This window comes from Enterococcus silesiacus, from assembly GCF_001886225.1.
In the GTDB taxonomy this organism is placed as follows: Bacteria; Bacillota; Bacilli; order Lactobacillales; family Enterococcaceae; genus Enterococcus_L; species Enterococcus_L silesiacus.
In genome coordinates, this window is the sequence record NZ_JXLC01000012.1 from 17,368 (window position 1) to 37,777 (window position 20,410).

At 37.3% G+C, this 20,410-nt stretch carries 16 protein-coding genes; 2 read left to right on the plus strand and 14 right to left on the minus strand.

Translation table 11 applies throughout. From position 1 onward, the window contains the following. Positions 1 to 5 precede the first annotated feature (5 nt). Entirely contained in the window at positions 6 to 827 is an 822-nt protein-coding gene (locus tag RV15_RS09480; RefSeq protein ID WP_071877813.1) for a PH domain-containing protein, read from the plus strand. Between the two features lie 133 nt (positions 828 to 960). Here the strand turns inward: RV15_RS09480 and RV15_RS09485 are convergent, their stop codons facing one another. The 13 genes from RV15_RS09485 to dnaE form a co-directional block, all read right to left on the minus strand. Beyond that, positions 961 to 2,022 carry a SepM family pheromone-processing serine protease gene (locus RV15_RS09485; protein ID WP_071877814.1) on the minus strand — a complete coding sequence of 354 codons (1,062 nt, stop codon included), beginning with the start codon at positions 2,020 to 2,022 and terminating at the stop codon, positions 961 to 963. After that, positions 2,012 to 2,515, minus strand: a complete 504-nt coding sequence (gene coaD / locus RV15_RS09490; protein WP_071877815.1) for a pantetheine-phosphate adenylyltransferase — start codon at positions 2,513 to 2,515, stop codon at positions 2,012 to 2,014. Before coaD ends, RV15_RS09485 begins: the two co-directional genes overlap by 11 nt. Then, positions 2,508 to 3,071, minus strand: coding sequence for a 16S rRNA (guanine(966)-N(2))-methyltransferase RsmD (gene rsmD, locus RV15_RS09495; RefSeq protein ID WP_071877816.1), 564 nt, complete (start codon positions 3,069 to 3,071; stop codon positions 2,508 to 2,510). The genes coaD and rsmD overlap by 8 nt, the downstream gene beginning before the upstream one ends. A 108-nt stretch (positions 3,072 to 3,179) precedes the next feature. After that, positions 3,180 to 3,530, minus strand: coding sequence for a YlbG family protein (locus RV15_RS09500; RefSeq protein ID WP_071877817.1), 351 nt, complete (start codon positions 3,528 to 3,530; stop codon positions 3,180 to 3,182). After that, positions 3,520 to 3,951, minus strand: a complete 432-nt coding sequence (locus tag RV15_RS09505) for a YlbF/YmcA family competence regulator (protein ID WP_071877818.1) — start codon at positions 3,949 to 3,951, stop codon at positions 3,520 to 3,522. The genes RV15_RS09500 and RV15_RS09505 overlap by 11 nt, the downstream gene beginning before the upstream one ends. 2 nt (positions 3,952 to 3,953) lie before the next feature. After that, on the minus strand, positions 3,954 to 5,075 hold the full coding sequence (locus RV15_RS09510) for a CAP-associated domain-containing protein (RefSeq protein WP_071877819.1): 1,122 nt from the start codon (positions 5,073 to 5,075) through the stop codon (positions 3,954 to 3,956). Positions 5,076 to 5,094: 19 nt separating this feature from the next. Next, on the minus strand, positions 5,095 to 8,523 hold the full coding sequence (locus RV15_RS09515; RefSeq protein WP_071877820.1) for a pyruvate carboxylase: 3,429 nt from the start codon (positions 8,521 to 8,523) through the stop codon (positions 5,095 to 5,097). Positions 8,524 to 8,639: 116 nt separating this feature from the next. Further along, complete coding sequence (locus RV15_RS09520) at positions 8,640 to 9,830, minus strand: FtsW/RodA/SpoVE family cell cycle protein (protein WP_071877821.1); 1,191 nt, start codon at positions 9,828 to 9,830, stop codon at positions 8,640 to 8,642. 3 nt (positions 9,831 to 9,833) lie between these two features. Further along, positions 9,834 to 10,136, minus strand: coding sequence for an Fpa/YlaN family protein (locus tag RV15_RS09525; protein WP_071877822.1), 303 nt, complete (start codon positions 10,134 to 10,136; stop codon positions 9,834 to 9,836). A 671-nt stretch (positions 10,137 to 10,807) separates the two neighbouring features. Further along, entirely contained in the window at positions 10,808 to 11,827 is a 1,020-nt protein-coding gene (adhP, locus tag RV15_RS09530) for an alcohol dehydrogenase AdhP (RefSeq protein WP_071877823.1), read from the minus strand. 188 nt (positions 11,828 to 12,015) lie between these two features. Further along, complete coding sequence (gene pyk, locus RV15_RS09535; protein ID WP_071877824.1) at positions 12,016 to 13,773, minus strand: pyruvate kinase; 1,758 nt, start codon at positions 13,771 to 13,773, stop codon at positions 12,016 to 12,018. Positions 13,774 to 13,871: 98 nt separating this feature from the next. Further along, entirely contained in the window at positions 13,872 to 14,834 is a 963-nt protein-coding gene (pfkA, locus tag RV15_RS09540) for a 6-phosphofructokinase (protein WP_071877825.1), read from the minus strand. A gap of 171 nt (positions 14,835 to 15,005) precedes the next feature. Further along, complete coding sequence (gene dnaE / locus RV15_RS09545) at positions 15,006 to 18,338, minus strand: DNA polymerase III subunit alpha (RefSeq protein WP_071877826.1); 3,333 nt, start codon at positions 18,336 to 18,338, stop codon at positions 15,006 to 15,008. Between the two features lie 252 nt (positions 18,339 to 18,590). On the opposite strand from dnaE, the gene RV15_RS09550 reads away from it, so the two are divergent. Next, complete coding sequence (locus tag RV15_RS09550) at positions 18,591 to 18,782, plus strand: YjzD family protein (RefSeq protein ID WP_025868754.1); 192 nt, start codon at positions 18,591 to 18,593, stop codon at positions 18,780 to 18,782. Between the two features lie 128 nt (positions 18,783 to 18,910). On the opposite strand, the gene RV15_RS09555 is transcribed toward RV15_RS09550, so the two are convergent. Beyond that, positions 18,911 to 20,107 (minus strand): multidrug efflux MFS transporter, encoded by a 1,197-nt coding sequence (locus RV15_RS09555; RefSeq protein ID WP_071877827.1) that lies wholly within the window; start codon positions 20,105 to 20,107, stop codon positions 18,911 to 18,913. Positions 20,108 to 20,410: the final 303 nt, after the last annotated feature.

Here is a 20,410-nt window from a genome sequence, read left to right on the forward strand (position 1 = left end):
TTAAGATGGTCAACCCATTTAAAGTCGTAATTAACCAACTAAACAATGAAATAAGCTCCAGTTCAAAAAAAGAATTAAATGCACAGCAAAAGAAAAAGTTATTCAATCAAACAAAAATGTATATATTTTTACAAGATTTTATAGAGAAAGTCAAACCCTGTTTAGAGGAAGGTGAAACGATTCATGCCTACCTTCCTATGACAAATGATGGAGAAAATGTATCTGCTGTTGGACTTGGTTTATTAGGTATGTATCATCCTGAGTCAGAAGAAGCGAAAGCGTATGTAAAAGATTTTAATGATCTTAGAGGAAATCGTCTGCTTATTTTCACTGACCAACGAATGATTTTTACAACGATCATTGAGTTTTTAGATCAAAGGACTTTTTTCAGCTATCCTTACACAACGATCAAGGCAATTACCCTGAAAGAAAATAAAACAAGTTACTTTGACTGGGATGACTCGTTTCCGCCTAAACGAGTAGCTCTTTTCACTTATACTTTTGATTTTGAATCTGAAAACCATATTTTTTCAGAAATGTTAGGTCAGCGGGATGCCGATATTTTAAAACGGCAATTATCCGAAATCCCCGTATTGAAAGAAATTCTTGTGACAAAAAACATCTACCGTGAACGAAGATTTGACAGAATCGTCAATAACCCTGTGTTAGCTTATCGATTAACCTTTTACTTCTTTAACATCCTTGCAATCGTCGTTTTAGCCCTCTTTGCCTTAGGTGGTTTTTTCCATATAGGACCATTCAAACAGGCATTCGATGCTTCTGCTGTATCGGTCATACAAACGATCATTTTTCGCTATTTATACTAAGGTTAAAGCGGTAGTTATTCTGATATGTTTGCACAAAATAAAGAGGAGACTGAGATATAACTTTATAAGTTATATCTCAGTCTCCTAAAAATGTTGGCAGGAACTGCCATATTTCGGCCTAGCGTAAAAAAATTTATTTTTCTTTTAATGTGTCAAGATAATCTAATGCATCCTGTACATTTTTCACTGGTACGATTTTCATGTCTGTACCGATTTTTTTGGCAGCGGCTTTTGCTTCTTCATAATTTGTTTGAATGCCAGGTTCGGCTTTTTTCATTTCTTTAGTGATTTCGTCATCAGGTGCGAAGAAAATTTCAGTGTTGTTTTTACTTGCGGTAACAACTTTTTTATCGATGCCACCAATCCGGCCAACGACACCTTTCGTATTGATCGTTCCTGTTCCAGCGATTTTATGTCCTTTGCGAATCCCTTTTTGGGTTAATTGTTCGTAGGTTTCTAGTGTAAACATTAGACCTGCTGACGGACCGCCGATGTCTCCAGCGTCGATTTCAATTGGAATGGAAGAATCGATTTCAGTATGATCAGTCAAACCGATTCCGATACCTGCTTTTTTATCTGTTGGCAGCTCAATTAACTTGCCAACTGCCTCTTTTGATTTTCCATCCTGCAAGTAGCTAACCGTAACTGCTTGTCCAACTTTCTGTTTTTTTACATAATCCACAAACTCTTCACTGCTTTTAAAAGTTTTCCCGTCAATGCCTGTTACAGTGTCTCCAACGGAGATTTTCCCTTTAAAATTAGAATTATCTTCAATTGCTAACACATAAACCCCTTTAAATTTCATTTGATAAGGGACTTCAGCTAATTTTAGCGCTTGTTCAATCGCAGCATTTTTTGAAGAGTCCATGTAGTATTGTTGAATCCGCTCATACTCACTATTTGTGCTAGAACCCATCAATTCCTCTTTGCTTACTAATTCTTGAAAATCAGAAAATTTAGCCTTTAAAGCAGATCCCAGCGTTGCTTTACGAACGCCAACAGTTGTTAAGTAAAAAGCGCCTGATTCCGAATCTTTTTCATTGTTCACTGTAACGAATTCTTTCAAATTCTCAGTTGTACCTGGCCCTTCGATATAATAAGGGATCGGGAAAATCATGACAATAATCAACAAAATAACCACGATAAATGGCAGCATTGATTTGATTGATATTTTTTCTTCTTGTTTATTGTTCATTCGACTTCATCTCACGATTCTTTTGATTTAACGCTTGATTGACTGGCTGTGGTAAATACGCTGAAACATCTCCGCCAAATTTTAGTACTTCTTTTAATAAACTTGAGCTAACATGGTCATATGCTTCATCTGCTAATAGAAAAACAGTTTCTAGTTCAGGCGCTAAATGATGATTCATCATCGCAATATCTTTTTCATATTCGTAATCCTTCACGTTTCTGATCCCTCTAATTAAAAATTTTGCCCCTAATTGTGCAGCACTTTCAACTGTGAGCTTGGTTTCTTGAACGATTACTTCAACATTTTCCAAATGTGCAACTGTTTCTTTTATCAAAGCAAGTTTTTCTTCTAGAGTAAAAAGAGCGGTTTTATTGGTATTCACAAACACGCCAACAATCACTTTATCAAATAGCTTTGTGCTACGTTCGATCAAATCTAGATGACCATTTGTTAAAGGGTCGAAGCTTCCTGGAAAAAGAGCGACTTTAGTCATTGGTTCCCTCCTGTTTATAAATAGTTATTTGGGTAATCCCGTAGGTTGTTTCACGCGTCTTCACTAAGGGACCGATCGTTTCAGGAAAGTCTACAGATTTATCTGTCTCGCACACAATCAAAGCATCCTCACTTAGCAAATCAAAAGCAAGCATTTGCAAGATTTGCTTTTCGATTTCCTGTTTAGCGTATGGGGGATCAAGTAAAACCAACGCTAGCTTAGTCCCATCTTCTTTCAGAAATTCTAATGCTCTATTGGCATCCATTTTTTTAATAATAAACTTTTCCGCTTCTTTTGTTACAGCGATATTCTCTTTTATGATTTTAATTGCAGCAAAATTTTTTTCAATACAAATAGCTCGATCCATTCCTCTGGACACTGCTTCAATCGCAAGACTGCCACTGCCTGCATACAAGTCTAAAGCTGTTCCTCCATCAAAATAGGGACCGATCATATTAAAAATCGATTCTTTTACCTTATCAGTTGTGGGACGTGTATTATCGCCATCTAAAGCTTTTAAACGTCTACCACCGTACTCTCCAGAAATAACCCGCATCTTTTAGCGCTCCTTTACATAATGCTTCTATACCATTCATAGTATATCAAATATACAGAAAAAAGATGAAAAATGTTTGAAATCCGTTCACATTTTTCATCTTAATTTTTACACATTTTCAGCTAAACGGATCTGAGTGCTTAACTCTTCAACTTCAAAGCCTTCTTCTTTCTCATACTGGTAAGCAGCTTTTGTACCAATTTTTTCAGCAAAATTCATTTCCACATCGGGGCGATAAGATCGCTCTACTTTGCGCACAAAATGCAGACCATTAATTTTAGTTTCTGAGCTTTCAATATCTTCTTCATTCATATAAATGACAACATATTTCATCCGGCGAGATACATAGTGAATCAGCCCATAACGTTTCAACGTCTTTAATTGTTTCAAACTATACACAAAAACAACCAAGCACCGGCGTTTTTGGATCATAAATTCTTTTTCTTCATTAACTTGCATGGCAACTACCTCCGCACCCTGAATGTTTTCCTTTTTCAAAGAAAGGATTTCCAGCATCGACTTTAATATCATCTGAAATTGTTTTAGCAACTGCCATACCTACTAAATCCAAAATCGTTTGAACCTCCGTTTCAGAAAAACGAAACTCGGCTACCTCTTCACTTATATCCAATGCTCGTTTCGCTTGACGGACTGCTCGTTGTTTTGTACGAAAATCTGGCGCATATTTTCCATAGGCCTCGATTCGTTCAAAGGAATCTTTCGCATCTAAAAAAGCTTTTTGCTTTTCCCGAACATCTTTAGAGTGATACATTGATTGGCGATTTATTTTATAAGAGACGATACTGTCACTTGCCAAAATTGCTTGAACAAGTTTTTCTGTCTGGTCTTCTATTTCAAAAAGTTTTTCTGTCACTATCATACTTATTCACTTTCCTCTGTTTGAGATATTTCTTTTTCAGTTTCTTGTAATAAGACTAACATACTTGCTTTATAGAATGCAACGCCAATGTTTTCCTTGTCTTGATGTGCAAAGCGGGAATGGTACAATGAATCAGAAAACCACGAAAGTACGGTAAAACTTGGATCATACACTGGTTCAATAAACATACCAGTCGCCTTTTTTTTATCTACTTGTGCACTTTTCAGTAACTTTTGATATTCATCATTTGTTAACGTAAAAACCGAACCTGCGGCCATTTCTTCTTTACCAAATTGCCAAGCCTCTGTCCTTTCTGGTGAAAGAATTGCTTTTTGGTTGTTGGTGAGCGTGTCAAATAGTTTTTGAGCATTTTTTTGGCTTTCAGTATTCGCCCTATAGACAGGTAGGCCTTCTTTTAGTTTCAATAAATTGATTACTCGAATCACCTGATTGCTTCTAACAGCATCAAATCCGGCTATTTGTTCGGTTATAGGAAATGGGATTGCTTCACCTTCAAGCAATTGATACGGCATCAATGTCAATAATGCTTTTTTATCTAAATAAGTGACAGCAGCTAGTTTACCAGTGCCATGATCGAAAAATAAAATTGCGAACGTTTTATTATCAAAAGCAACCAATGGACGATAATTCATATCTTCTTCCATTAATTCAATATTATAATTATTTTCTTTATATGTAAATGCAAAGTTTGAATAAATAGTCATTAACTCCGAAACATCGGATAATTCCATGCCCGTTGAAAATGGTGCGGTTTTTTTTGAATTATTGAAGGCCTTGATCATAGAAACTTTATTATCTTGTATATTGAGTTCTAGATAGTCTGCATCCTTTTCTCCATAGATCCATAGCTCGTAATCCATCGCTGTTTTCTGTTTTTCACTAGGTTCTCCAAATTCAGCTATAAAATTTTCCGTTTTTTCACCTATGTATGCAGCATAACCTGAAGTTGTAATTTCTTCATAAGGTAAAGCAGTATGGGAAACAACACGTTTCCCACTATCTGCTTCCTGTGGCATTTTGTCAGTGGGAAAAAAGACTGGTTGTAAATAGCCGCCAATCAGGACTACTAAGAACACGCCTAAGAAAGCTAAAAATCGTTTCATCTCTTTCCCCACTTTTCGTTTAATTTTCTTTTACTTCTATCAATAAATCACCTGAGCTGATCGGTTCATCTTCAAATACATACAGATGCTCAACGATTCCATCAAAACGCGCTTCAATGGTTGTTTCCATCTTCATTGCTTCTGTTACTAATAACGCTTGACCTTTTTTCACTTTATCGCCTTTGTTTACCAATACTTGGAGAACAGAGCCCGACATGGTTGCACCAATCTGCTCTTTATTCGTTGGTTCTGCCTTACGTTTTGCTTGAACAGAGGACTTAATAGATGTATCTTTAATCACTATTTCACGACGTTGGCCATTTAAATTAAAGAACAACACTCGATTTCCTTCAATATCAGGATCTCCAACTTCATCTAACCGAATAATCAGCGTCTTCCCTTTTTCAATTTGAACTTCTACAGACTCACCTTGACGAATCCCTTGGAAGAACGTTGGTGTATCTAATAACGTTACGTCACCAAAATTTTGATAAGACGTGCGATAATCTAAGAACACCTGAGGATACATGAGGTAACTTAAGATCTCTTCCACTTTTGGCTCATAGCCGATTTTTTCAGCTAACTCTGCTTTTATTTTATCAAAATCGACTGGTGCTGCTAAACTTCCAGGTCTTTCAGTGAAAGCGGGACGTCCTTTTAAGATAATTCTTTGTAAATCTTTTGGAAATCCGCCTACTGGTTGCCCTAAGTCACCTTGGAAAAACGTCACAACAGACTCTGGAAAACTCAATTCTGTTCCTTTGTCGTAGATATCTGCTTCGGTTAAACTATTTTGAACCATGAACAGTGCCATATCTCCGACTACTTTTGAAGACGGGGTTACCTTCACAATATCTCCAAACATCAAGTTGACCGTATGATACATTTTCTTGATATCATCCCACTGATGGCCAAGACCAACGGCTTTAGCTTGTTGTTGTAAATTAGAATATTGTCCACCAGGCATTTCATGCATATAAACTTCTGTCTGAGGCGCGTTCAAGCCATTTTCAAATGGTTTATAATACATGCGGACATCTTCCCAGTAATGATTGATTTTTTGCGTATTATCAATATTGACATCTGGTGTACGATCGCCATTGACTAAAGCATAATATAAACTACTCATACTAGGTTGGCTTGTTGCACCGCTCATCGCACTAGTTGCTACATCAACAATATCTACGCCTGCTTTTGTTGCTGCGGAATACGTAATGATCCCATTGCCACTTGTATCATGCGTGTGCAAATGAATCGGTAAATCTGTCGTATCTTTCAATTCACTGATCAAGCGATAGGCAGCTTGAGGTTTTAACAACCCAGCCATATCTTTGATGGCAATAATATGTGCACCCATTTTTTCAAGTTCTTTGGCCATATTTTTGTAATACTCAACATTGTATTTTGCTCTTGATGGGTCATTGATGTCACCAGTGTAACAAATAGCAGCTTCCGCAATTTTCCCTGTATCTCGAACAGTCTGAATACTTTTTTCCATTTGTGGTAGCCAGTTTAGGCTATCAAAAATGCGGAATACATCAATTCCTTGTCGCGCTGACTCTTTAATAAACTCTTCGATAACGTTATCAGAATAGTTTTGATAACCAACCGCATTCGAGCCTCTAAACAACATCTGTAACAAGGTATTAGGCATTAATTTACGAATTTTACGCAATCTTTGCCATGGATCTTCATTTAAGAAACGATAGGCAACATCAAAAGTCGCTCCGCCCCACATCTCACTAGAAAATAGCTCTGGTAATCCTTCCCCAGTTAAGCGTGCAATTTCTTTGAAATCTTGAGTTCTTACACGAGTCGCCAATAAGCTTTGATGAGCGTCACGGAACGTTGTATCAGTCAGTAAAACATTTTCTTGTTTTTTAATCCAATTGACAACCCCTTGTGCGCCTGCTTCATCTAAAACATTTTTAGCAGTCACATAATCATTGCGTAATTCTAAGTCCGTTGGAATGCGTGGTGCATCGAAGTATTTTTTCGTCGATTTTTCGATTCCCGGAAATCCATTAACGGTTACTTCACCGATATATTTCATTGTTTTATTGCCGCGATCTCTTAATTTTGGAAATTCAAATAATTGCGGTGTGTTATCAATAAACGTTGTTTTTGCTTCGCCTGATTTAAATTCTGGATGAGCAATCACTTTGTGTAAAAATGGAATATTGGTTTTTACACCACGAATTCTAAATTCTCTTAAACAACGTTCCATTTTTTGAATTGCTTTTTCAAATGTAAAACCATGCGTACAAACTTTCACTAAAAGTGAATCAAAATAAGGTGTAACGATAGCACCAGAATAGGCATTTCCAACATCAAGACGAACCCCAAAACCACCTGGTGAACGGTAGGTGTCAATTTTCCCCGTATCTGGCATAAAGTGATTCAATGGGTCTTCTGTCGTAATCCGACATTGGATTGCTGCACCATTTAAAGTGATGTGCTCTTGGTGTGGAATCTTCATGTCTGTATGCAAATCAAGCCCTTGAGCGATTTGAAGTTGAGATACTACAATATCAATATCTGTGATCATCTCAGTAATCGTATGCTCTACTTGAACACGAGGATTGACTTCGATGAAATAAAATTGATCACCTTCAACTAAAAATTCAACTGTTCCAGCATTGACATACCCAACATGTTTCATCAATTGAACCGCCGCATCACAAATCTCTTTTCGTTTGGCTTCATTCATTGAAACACAAGGCGCAACTTCTACTACTTTTTGATGACGACGCTGAACTGAACAATCACGTTCAAATAAATGAATGACATTGCCATGTTGATCCCCTAAGATTTGAACTTCAATATGTTTAGGATTAGAAATGTATTTTTCTACATAAACTTCATCAGAACCAAAAGCCGCTTTTGCTTCACTTTTTGCTCGTTCGTAGCCTTCTCTAGCTTCTTTTTCATCATGAGCAACCCGCATTCCACGACCGCCGCCACCAAGTGCTGCTTTGATCATGATTGGAAAACCATGCGTCCGAGCAAACTCTAAAACACCTTCAACTGTGTCTACAGGTCCATCAGTACCTGGAATTGAGGCAATACCTGCTGCAACTGCTGCATCTTTGGCTTTAATCTTATCGCCAAAAATATCTAAGTGATGGAGTGTGGGACCGACAAAAATCAGGCCTTCTTCTTGACAACGTCGAGCAAATTCTAAATTTTCAGAAAGAAACCCGTAACCTGGATGAATCGCGTCCGCACCAGATTTTTTTGCAATCCGAATAATATCTTCCATATCAAGGTAGGCTTCAATCGGTTTTTTACCTTTACCAACTAAATAGGCTTCATCTGCTTTAAAACGATGAACAGAATATTCATCTTCTGCTGCATAGATTGCCACTGTCCCGATGTGCATTTCTGTACAGGCTCTAAAAATTCGAATTGCAATTTCTCCACGATTTGCTACTAAAACTTTTTTCATTTTTTCACTCCTACCCGTTTGATGAGGCCAAAACATCAGTCTTTAACTCCGAGAACATTCTATTCGTTTTGAAGAAATGACTTGTGTTTCACCTTTTATTAACCTTCATTTATTTATTAACTACCAAGTAATTGGTATTCTTGGTCCATTTTTTGCTTTTTCTCATCTGCACTGATATTCAATACAAACGCCACAGCAATTGAAATAATCAATACACTGTTTCCCCCTTGACTTAAGAAAGGAAATGTTACACCTGTTAAAGGAATCACTCCCGTAATCCCACCAAGATTGATAAAGACTTGTAGTAACAGCATTGAACCAATACCGATACACATCAACGAATTGAATGGTTTCTTAGAGCGGACACCGACTAAAATGATCCGAGCGATCATAAACATTAAGATTGCCAATATCATCAAAGCGGCAAGTAAACCTAATTCCTCAATTGTAATGGCAAAAATAAAATCTGAATGCGCTTCGGGTAAGAAACCCTTTTTCTGAATACTATTCCCAAGACCTTTTCCAAACCAACCACCATTGTTGATGGCATAATAAGAATTCGCTAGCTGATGCCCAGCATTTCGTTCATCTTTAAATGGATTTAAAAAGATAGCGAAGCGTTGATACACATACTGATATCTATCTGGAATAAAACTTCCTCCAGTTAAAAGTAAGGTTTGGATGACCGCAATACTGCCCAAAATCCCAGCACCACCGACTAAATAGGTGTACATATAGTTGATGCCACTAGCAAGTACCATGATGATGACCAATAAAGTTAAAATTGCGGCATTACCCAAATCGGGTTGAATCGCAACAAGGAAAATTAAAAAACCAACCAAAAGCATTGGTCTGAATACTGCTTTTTTAAATTCCTTATCGATATATTTCTGTCTCCGACCTAAAATATACGCTAGATACCAGATTACCATGATTTTTAGGTATTCAGCAGGTTGCATTGAAAATGTCCCAATCTGAATCCAGCCTTTAGCACCATTGATTTCAGCACCTAACTTCGTAAAGCGAACAGCTAAAAGCAGTACAGAAATGACCACGATTGCAAACATGATGAATCCTTTGACTTGAAACACAGTGGTTTTCATCTTATAAATGAAAAACATCGCAACCAGACTTAGTAACCAAAATTGTAATTGGGTGACAACCATCCCTGTAGGTGGCTTCCCTTGTGAAACTAACAAAGAGGATGTCGAACTATAAACCATGATCAATCCCACTGCACTAAGGACCAAGTACGGGATTAAAATACTATAATCTAACAGATGCCTCTTTTTTATCTTGTTCGGCAAAGTTTAAACCTCCTTGCCAATCTCTTTTTTTTCTTGTGTTTCCTCATAAACGTCACTATATAATTGGTTAAGCTCTTTTTCTAAATCACTTAGCAATTGATGTCCTTGTTTTGAACTTAAAATACCTAATCGGATGGCATATGTCACTTGACGAGAGAAACCATACATTTGTGTATCTACGACTTCCTCAAACGCCTTACATTGGGAAATACATAGGCTATTTTTTTGATTACGGATTAACTTTAAGATCCTTTGTGCATCATCGTTTAACAGCTGAACGGCAAAATCTTTTGAAATGGATTCCATTTGCACTAAACCTCCCATCTTAATTATGTAATTATAGCATAATTTGCCTGATTATTAACAGAAATTTTCTGAAAATCCTTTGTTTAAAAATTTTTTTAATTTTTCACAAATAGAAATGGATGAAATTCTCATTTTTTTTAAAGCTTAGAAAAAGAAACATGGTCTGTGCGTAAAATTACATAGCATCCAAGATCGTAGCCGGACTGCTACTTTGCTTATCAAATCAGCTTTTCATCTTTATTTAAATTTTATCACCGAAGGTTTTCTTTTAGCTTAATCCCCCCATAAACAATGGCATAATAAATAACAAAAAAACCTATTAATGTGCTATGAAACACTGCCAAAATCATACTATGACATAACTAATACTAATGCACATTCAAACGAAATCCCCCGACTTTGGCTTTTGCTGTTTTAAACGCTTTTTATCGCGAAGTCATATCCACCAATGAGAAATTTTTTTCAGTTTCTAAAGAGATGTTTATTCGTATTTCTTTTTTACAGAAATGCTATTATTAATAGTAACAGAATCTATTTTAAGATGCTATCAAAGTACCTAGGTAAAAATATTATTGTGTTTATTGTTGTAAAAAAAGACCCTTGAAAGTTAGAATTTCTGCTCTCTCTTTAAGGGTCTTTGCTATTTTATTTACTTTTAACTTACGATTTGTTTATTTTTTTAAATCGACAACCATTCTTCCTTTGATTTTACCTTGTTCCATTTCTTCAAAAATATCATTCACTTCGTGTAGACAACGTGTTTCCACAACTGGTACTACTTTACCTTCTGCTCCAAATTGGAAGGCTTCTTCTAAATCTTTACGAGTCCCTACTAAAGAACCTACGATTTGGATTCCGTCTAACACTGTTTTAACAATTGCTAAATCCATTGTTTCTGGTGGTAAACCAACTGCAACAACTTTTCCAGCAGCTCTTACAGAATCGACTGCTTGGTTAAATGCTACTTTTGAAACAGCCGTGACAACTGCTGCATGAGCGCCGCCGACTTTTTCTTGGATCCATGCTCCTGCATCCCCATCTGTTAACGGGTTACAAACTAAATCTGCACCTAATTCTTTAGCGAATTCTAACTTATCATCATTGATATCAACAGCAATTACTTTAGCGTTGAACACATTTTTAGCATATTGGATAGCCAAGTTGCCTAATCCACCAATACCATAAATAGCGACCCATTGTCCGGGTTTTACATCTGACACTTTGATTGCTTTGTAGCAAGTAACGCCGGCACACGAGATACTGCTGGCCTGAGCTGGATCTAATCCCTCTGGCACTTTAACTGCATAATCTGCTTTAACGATACATTGTTCCGCCATGGCGCCATCCACTGAAAATCCAGCATTTTTTACTTGGCGACAGAATGTTTCGCGACCTGTAATACAATATTCACAAGTACCACATCCTTCGAAGAACCAAGCAATACTTACACGATCGCCTACTTTTAAACTGTCAACTCCAGGAGCAATCTCTTTAACAATTCCGATGCCTTCATGACCGATTACTCGACCAGGAACTTCGCCAAAATCGCCATGAGCTACATGTAGGTCAGTATGACAAACGCCACAAAACTCTACATCTACTAAAGCTTCACCCGCTTCGAGCGGTCTGATATCCAGTTCCTTGATTTCTACTTTTCCATTATTTTCTTTTGTTACAACAGCTGCTTTCATTCTATCACTCCTGTATTTAGTATTATATGGTAATAATTATATTTTAACATGTATGAAATCGTTTTAATAGTCTTTTTGAGAAATTGTTCACAACCAAATAAAACTTTGTTCAACATAAATAAAAAAGAGCGAAAATGAATCACATTGCATGATTCATTCTCACTCTTTTTAGTGTATACTTGAGTTTTTTAAATTGCTGTTGTTGCACCACGGTATACAATACCGCGACGAGGATCAACAGTGATTAACTCATCATTTGCAATTAAGCTTGTTGCATCTGCTGCTCCAACGATTACTGGAATATCTTTCGCAATTGCGACAACTGCTGCATGAGAAGTTAAGCCACCTTCTTCAACCACTAAAGCAATTGCTTTGTCGATTGCAGGCATGTAATCTTTGTCAGTTGTCTTAACCACTAGAATTGAACCTTCTACTGCATTTGCTACTGCTTCTTCTGCTGTGTTGGCTACAACTGCTTTAGCAATAACTGAAGCTTCGCCGATTCCTTGACCTTGAACTAATTTTGATCCGATCATTTGAATCTTCATTAGGTTAGTTGTTCCTTTTTCACCAACTGGTACACCAGCTGTGATGATGATCAAATCACCTTCGCTTGCAAAGCCTTCTTCTTGAGCGGTATGGGTCGCTAAGTTGAACATTTCATCAGTGCTTGCTGGTTTGTCAGCAACTGTTGCATACACACCCCAAGATAATGATAAGCTACGCGCTTTTTGCTCTGTGAAAGTGATTGCCACGATATGTGATTTTGGACGATATTTAGAAATCATACGAGCCGTGTGACCTGACTCAGTTGCTGCAACGATTGTTTGGATGCCCAAGTTACGTGCAGTATGTCCAACTGATTGACCAATTGCTTCAGCCATATCTGTTTTGCTGTATAATTTTAAGGCAAATGAATCTTGATTGATCAACGCTTCTTCAGTACGAACAGCGATGCGAGCCATTGTTTGAACCGCCTCTAATGGGTAATCCCCAGCCGCTGTTTCACCAGAAAGCATTACTGCATCTGTTCCGTCGTAGATTGCATTGGCAACGTCATTGGCTTCAGCACGAGTTGGACGTGGGTTACGTTGCATAGAATCTAACATTTGAGTTGCTGTAATAACTGGTTTACCTAAAGCATTACATTTTTTGATCAATTCTTTTTGAACAACAGGAACATCTTCAGTTGGAATTTCAACACCCATGTCACCACGAGCAACCATCAAACCATCAGAAACTTTTAGGATTTCGTCAATATTGTCGATACCTTCTTGGTTTTCGATTTTAGGAATGATTTGGATGTGTGTTGCGTTTTCTTCTTCTAAAATTTTGGTAATTTCTAAAACGTCAGTTGCACGACGAACGAAGCTTGCTGCGATAAAGTCAACACCTTGTTCGATACCAAAACGGATATCAGCAGCATCTTTATCAGTTATTCCAGGAAGATTTACAGAAACACCTGGTACGTTAACACCTTTTTTATTTTTTAATACACCTTCGTTTTTAACAAGTGTAACGATTTCGTTAGCAGCACGATCGATATCGGTTACTTCTAAGTCGATCAAACCATCATCTAAAAGAATATGAGAACCAACATTTACATCGTTGATTAATTCTGGGTAAGTAATTGAAAATTTTTCGTTTGTTCCTAAAACTTCTGTCATAGAAAGACGGACTGCATCACCAGTTCTTAAAGTGATCGCGCCATTTTCCATTTCGTTCGTACGGATTTCAGGACCTTTTGTATCAAGTAAGATCGCAACACGTTTTCCTGTAATTTTTGCAGCTTCGCGAATATTTTTGATGCGGTTGCCATGTTCTTCAAAGTCACCATGTGAGAAGTTCAAACGGCAAACATTCATTCCTGCATTCATTAAGTTTACTAGCATATCAACTGTTTCGCTAGCTGGTCCGATCGTACATACGATTTTCGTTTTTTTCATTACCAAACGCTCCTATTCCATTTTTGTTTATACGTCATGAAGATTATCTATTTTCCTCAAGAGATACTTAAGCTCGCTCAATTTTTTTAAGCGTATCTTTAGAAAGAAATCTCTTGATTTAAATCATAAAGTGATAAATCTGGTTTGTGTTTATTATTTTCCAATGTATCAACAATATCAGCTGAAACAACTTTGTTATCAAGCATTCCAATACATTGACCGCCAATTCCTGCTTTCAATAGCTCAACAGCATATGATCCAAACTTACTAGCCAATACACGATCACGGGCACTTGGTGAACCACCACGAACAACGTGTCCTAAGATTGATACACGTGTGTGGAAATCGCCATGTTCAGAAAGTTTGTCAGCAAATTCATTCCCGCCCATAACGCCTTCTGCTAAAATGATCAAGCAATGTTTTTTGCCACGATCGCGGCCTTCTCTAATCCGTTGAGCAACATTGACCATATCGAAATCATGTTCTGGAATAATGATCTCATCAGCACCACCTGCAACGCCTGACCAAAGAGCGATATCGCCTGCACCACGGCCCATTACTTCAATTACGAATGTACGAACATGAGAAGTAGCTGTATCACGAATTCGGTCAATTGATTCTAAAACAGTATTGATAGCTGTATCAAAGCCAATTGTGAAATCAGTCCCTGGAATATCATTATCGATTGTGCCCGGAATCCCTACAGCTGGAAAACCACGTTTTGTCAGTGCCATTGCACCATGATAAGAACCATCACCACCGATGACAACTAATCCTTCGATGCCGAATTTTTTCAATTGTTCAATACCTTTTAATTGACCTTCTTCTGTTGCAAATTCTGGATAACGGGCAGAGTATAAGAAAGTTCCTCCACGTTGAATTTTGTCGCCAACATCTGCAATGTCCAAACGGCGAATATCTCCTGCCACTAAACCTGCAAAACCATAGTTAATACCATACACTTCGATTCCGTCAAAAATCCCTTTACGTACCACTGCACGAATTGCAGCGTTCATTCCTGGGGCGTCTCCCCCACTGGTTAAAATACCGATACGTTTCATTCGTTCTTTCACCTCATATATTATACTTTTAAGCTGTAACAAGTTTTGTCACAGTTATTCATTACTCAAAAATATTACGTCACTCATTTTACCATTAATAGTGCAAAATGTCTTGATTTAAGAAGAAATAATTGAAAAAAGATGAAAACAATTAGTATTTTTTACCGTAAATCATTTGAAAACAACATTTTGACTGCCTAAAATCAGCTCTAATTGCTCTTTTGCATCTACTGTGTCTGCTATCCAATTCTCTGCTCCTAAAACCAATTTTTTACCGTTTTTTTCAAAGTAAATAATGACAGGAGTATTGCCTTTGTGCGCTTGAATAACTTCGTGAACACTTTGTAAAATGTCTTTTTGGTCTTTTGCTTCAATGATTTTCAAATAGCACGTAGTTGCACTAATACTTTTTTCTATTTCACTGGCTTTCTCGATTTGATTTACTAAGAGTTGCAGCTCTTGGTTATAATTACTTTTTTCTATTTTACCTTCTACGAAATAAACTTGATTTTTTTCAACATTTTGACGTAACGTTCTGAAAACTGTTGGAAAAAGTGTTAACGATAATGAACCCGTTAGATCATCACCTTCGACAAAAGCCATTTGTTCGCCTTTTTTCGTGCGGATCACTCGGATATCTTTTACATAAATCAATAAACGAGCCGTCTGATTTTCCACGACATCACTGACCAACATTACTTGCTTAGCCAAACGAGTTTTCTTGAATTCTTCTGTTGGATGTCCAGATAAATAAACACCTAAATATTGCTCTTCCTGCTCTAATTTTTCTTCCAGTGAATAATCAGCAATTTCGACTTCTTTTAATTTCAACGTGTCTTCTAAAAGATTCATGCTGCCACCACTATATATGATATTTTGAATCTCACTGTCTAGACTGACTGCTAACTGACGACGATTAACTTGCAGTTCATCAAAAGCACCAATAGCAATCAAAGGTTGGATATTCTCTGCTTTTAGCCACTTGCGGTCAATTCGAAGCAAAAATTGATCAAAAGATTTAAAGGGACCGCGCTCTTTGCGTTCATCTAAGATATTTTGGATAAAATCTCGCCGGATTCCTTTTAAAGAACTAAAGCCAAACATGATTTGATTATCATTATTTAAGTAAAAACTATACTGACTGGAGTTGATAGACGGTTGAATGATCGCCATTTTATTTTTACGTGCTTCCCCAATATACTCTTTGATTTTAGTTGGATTATGCCGTACAGAATGGAGAATTGCAGCATAAAAAGCACCGGGATAATGTACTTTTAAGTAGGCCATTTGAAACCCAATAAAAGAATACGCAAATGCATGGGAACGATTGAAACCATAATTAGCAAATCGTTCGATATAATCATAAATCGTAGTTGCTACTTCTTCACTGTGCCCTTGATTCATTGCTCCTTCGACAAAGTGCTTTCGCTCTTCGTCCAGTACTTCCTTTTTCTTTTTACTGACTGCTCGCCTTAAGATATCCGCCTGTCCTAGGCTAAATCCTGCCATCGTAGAAGCAACTTGAATGATCTGCTCTTGATAGACAATAACGCCATACGTATTCCTTAAAATCGGTTCTAACACAGCATCCGGATAATCGATTGGTTCTAGCCCTTTTTTTCTACGGATGAATAGATCGATATTTTGCATTGGTCCTGGACGATATAAGGCATTGACTGCCGCAATATCTTCAATACTCGTTGGGCCTAATTTTCTTAAAACGTTCCTGATCCCCGCTGATTCAAACTGAAAAACTCCGCTTGTTTCGCCTCGCCTAAACAAGGCCAACGTTTGATCGTCATCTAAAGGAATTTGATTTAAAATCAGTTCCTTTTTGTAAACTCGCTTGATAGATTTGATTGTATCATCAATAATTGACAAATTTCTTAAGCCTAGAAAATCCATCTTCAACAACCCGATTTTTTCAACATCATTCATCGTAAACTGGGTAAGGAATATATCATTTGAACCTGGTTGTAGCGGAACAATATCTAATAGATCTAGATCACTGATCACCACACCCGCAGCATGTGTTGACACGTGACGGGGAAGACCTTCTAAACGAACAGCAGTATCGTACAATAAACGATTGGTCTCAGATGAATTGACTAGCTCAACTAGTTTTTTTGAGTCCGTATAAGCTGTTTTCAAGGTCATTTTTAAAGCACTTGGTACAGCATTGGACCAACGATTCGATTCACTTTGTGATAACCCAAACACTCTAGCAACATCTCTTAGGACCATTTTTGCTGCCATTGTACCAAAAGTAGCGATTTGCGCCATATGATAGTGACCATATTTCTCACGAACGTACTGCAGTACTTCTTCCCGACGATTATCAGGAATATCTAAATCGATATCTGGCATTGAATGTCGTTCAGGATTTAAGAAACGTTCAAAAAGTAGATCATATTTAATTGGGTCAACATCCGTAATCGATAAAACGTAAGACACTAAAGATCCTGCAGCAGAACCACGACCTGCACCAGTCACGATTTTTCTTTCATGCGCAAAAGCCATTACATCCCAAACAATCAAGAAGTAATCATCAAATCCCATGGTATGGATGATGTTAAGTTCTTTCGCTAAGCGTTCTTCATATTCTATTGTAGCGTCTGGAACCCGTTCAGGTAGTTTTTGCACACACAGCTCTTTTAAAAAATCTCCTGCTTGTTTCCCATCTGGTATTGGATAATGAGGCAATAAACGCTGATGCAGCGGAATCTCAACTGAACAATCAGTAGCTAATTTCTCGGCATTACTCACCGCTTGTTTATTTACTTTTATACACAATTGCTCTGCTGCATCCTGTTGGCTTCTTAAATAAAAAGGTCCTTCAATTTCCGTTTCCTCAGCATTCAAACTCATTTGCTGCCCTTCATTGATATGAGCTAAAACTTTCACTGCAAAACCGTCCTCACGACTTAAATAACGCGTTTCTTGTAAGGCGATGAGTGGTTGATTTTGGGATGCGTAAAATTGGAATAGTGCTGGGTCTGTTTCTGGATTGCAGGTAAACGATGCTCCAGCAAAAAAAGCAGTTGGATCGAAAAGCTGCACTAATTGGGCTAAACTTTCACTCGCTTCTACTTCACTTCTTTTCAAAGCAAACGGAATTTCGCCCTTGTCAGAAGGCATCACAGCGAATAAATGATTTAGATTTTCTTTGATTTCATCTAGATAAAAAATTCTTTCGCTATTCATCCTTGCTGTCGAAATCCGCATCAAGTTTTGATAGCCTTTTAAATCTTTTGCGTACAATAATAATTGAGCTGATTGTTCGGACTTTTGAGGGGTGTATTCTAGCGTTAAACCGATAACCGGCTTGATGTCCGCTTTTTTACACGCTTCGTAGAATTCTATTGCTCCGTGAAGCACATTGATATCAGCAATTCCTAAAGTCGTATAACCCAATTTTTTTGCTTGCTGCACTAGTTCTTGAATACGAATAGTACTGGAAAGTAATGAGTAGGAAGTAATTGTTGCTAATTGTGGAAAGGGCATAGGACATCTCCTTTATCTGAGGCTGAGACAGAACTGTTTAACGTTGAAAATTACTACAATGTTTATTTGGAGTGAATTTCTAACGAAAAATCATTCGTAAGATACTCGATTTTAATACTTTTATGATAACCTAACCAATCGATATCTATCTCTGCCATTTATTATGACGCGTTTAAATTGAAAACATTACTTTCAATTTCTTTACATTTAGAAAAATTGTGCTAAACTATAGCATGAAAAGAGGTGCAATCCATGCGTTACATTCTTGTATTGTTGTGGTCCTTTTTACTAGGACAAGTGGTCGGATATATCGGTGGTGCCTTAAACGGCGGAACCTACGATTTTATGCTGACAACAATTATATCATTGATTACTGGCGTGATTATCTTATTGATTGGTCAATTTGCATTACCAAAAAAAGAAACCACCAAAAGTGTTCAATAACTAAAAAACGAACAGAGCAGTTTATGTTTGAAGCTAATGCTTCTTACCGTTTATTGCTTGAAAATCGCACTTATAAAAAAACCAGTTACTACAAACATTGTAACTGGTTTTTTTATGTTTTCAACTATTTATAGTCTTTTATTTAAAATTTTGCGGAAATTAAACAATGAAAGACAGATATTTCCTAGGACAAAACAAGCTGTAACAATAAAGACTGCGCTGTAGCCTAAACCATGTGCAACAGTCGAACCAATCATCGGGCCTAAAACTTGGCCGAAATTACTGAACATTTGATTATAGCTGTATATTCGGCTAACGCCTTCTGATGGTGTAATTTTGCTAATCAGCGTGTTGATTGACGGCATTAAAGCGCCTGTTGAAAATCCTAAAAAGAAACGTAGCAGTCCCAGTTGAAAAGGCGTCTTTACAAATGCCATCGGGATGTAACAAATCATTGAAAGTATCAAACCAGCTATTAACACCTTATGATTGCCTATCTTATCTCCAAGTTTCCCTAAGACTGGTGAAGATATGACAGCAGACACCCCTGCCACCGAAACAATCAATCCACTGATGAATAAAATATTCCCAGTATCCTGACTCAGCGAACAAATATATAACGTCAAAATTGGACTAATACTCGTAACGCCAATTTGCAAAATCAAGGTCGTGATAAATAAACCAATCAAAATCGAAACATGATCCATTGTGGAAAAAATTTCTTTTGTGCTAAGTAAATCTTTTTTCTCAACTGGTTGGAAATCTTCTTTTACCATAAAAATCGTCAATAATGTCGTGATCAATAACACTACTCCAGTAATAATAAAGACATTTTCCATACCAAACCATTGGGCTAATGCGCCACCCATAGATGGACCGATCAAGTTCCCAGCAATTGCGCCTGTTGAAAGAGTACCTAACGCCCAACCACTTTTTTCTTTTGGCGCTTGAGATGCGATCATCGCTGTGGCATTAGGAATATAGCCGGAAAGAATACCATTGAAAAAACGCATGATCAACAACCAGTAGACATTCGGTACAAACGCTAGTGAACCCATCGTGATTGTCATTCCAGCCGCCGCTCTGATCATCATCAGTTTCCGACCTTTTCGATCTGCTAGATTCCCCCAAATAGGTGCTACAATTGCAGCTGCAAACGCTGTAACAGCTATCGCCAGTCCTGAAAATAACTCAATTTGATTTTTTGGCGTTCCTAGTTGTTCAACGTAAACAGGTATAAAGGGCATCACTAAGCTAATACTTGCGCCTGTAAAAAAACAGCCTAACCAAGCAACCATTAAATTCTTTTTCCAATCAATTTTCATCTTAAAGCACACCTCACAAGTTCTTCACTATTACTATACTCCAAATTCTCTAATCTCTCAAAAAATTTTTCTGTAAATAACAATAAAAAGTTTGTGGGAAAAGTTGTTTACAGTCAAGCGGCCATCATGTACCTGTTTACATACATGTGTTTCTTCCCCAATTAGACTAAAAACCGCCTAATGCATAAAGCGCATTGTGCGGTTTTTAGGAATTTGTCAAAAAGACTGACTTTTTGACAACATCTATTTAGATTTTTTGAGGTATTAATAAAACTCAAAGAGTTCTGTCTTAGTCCTTTATTA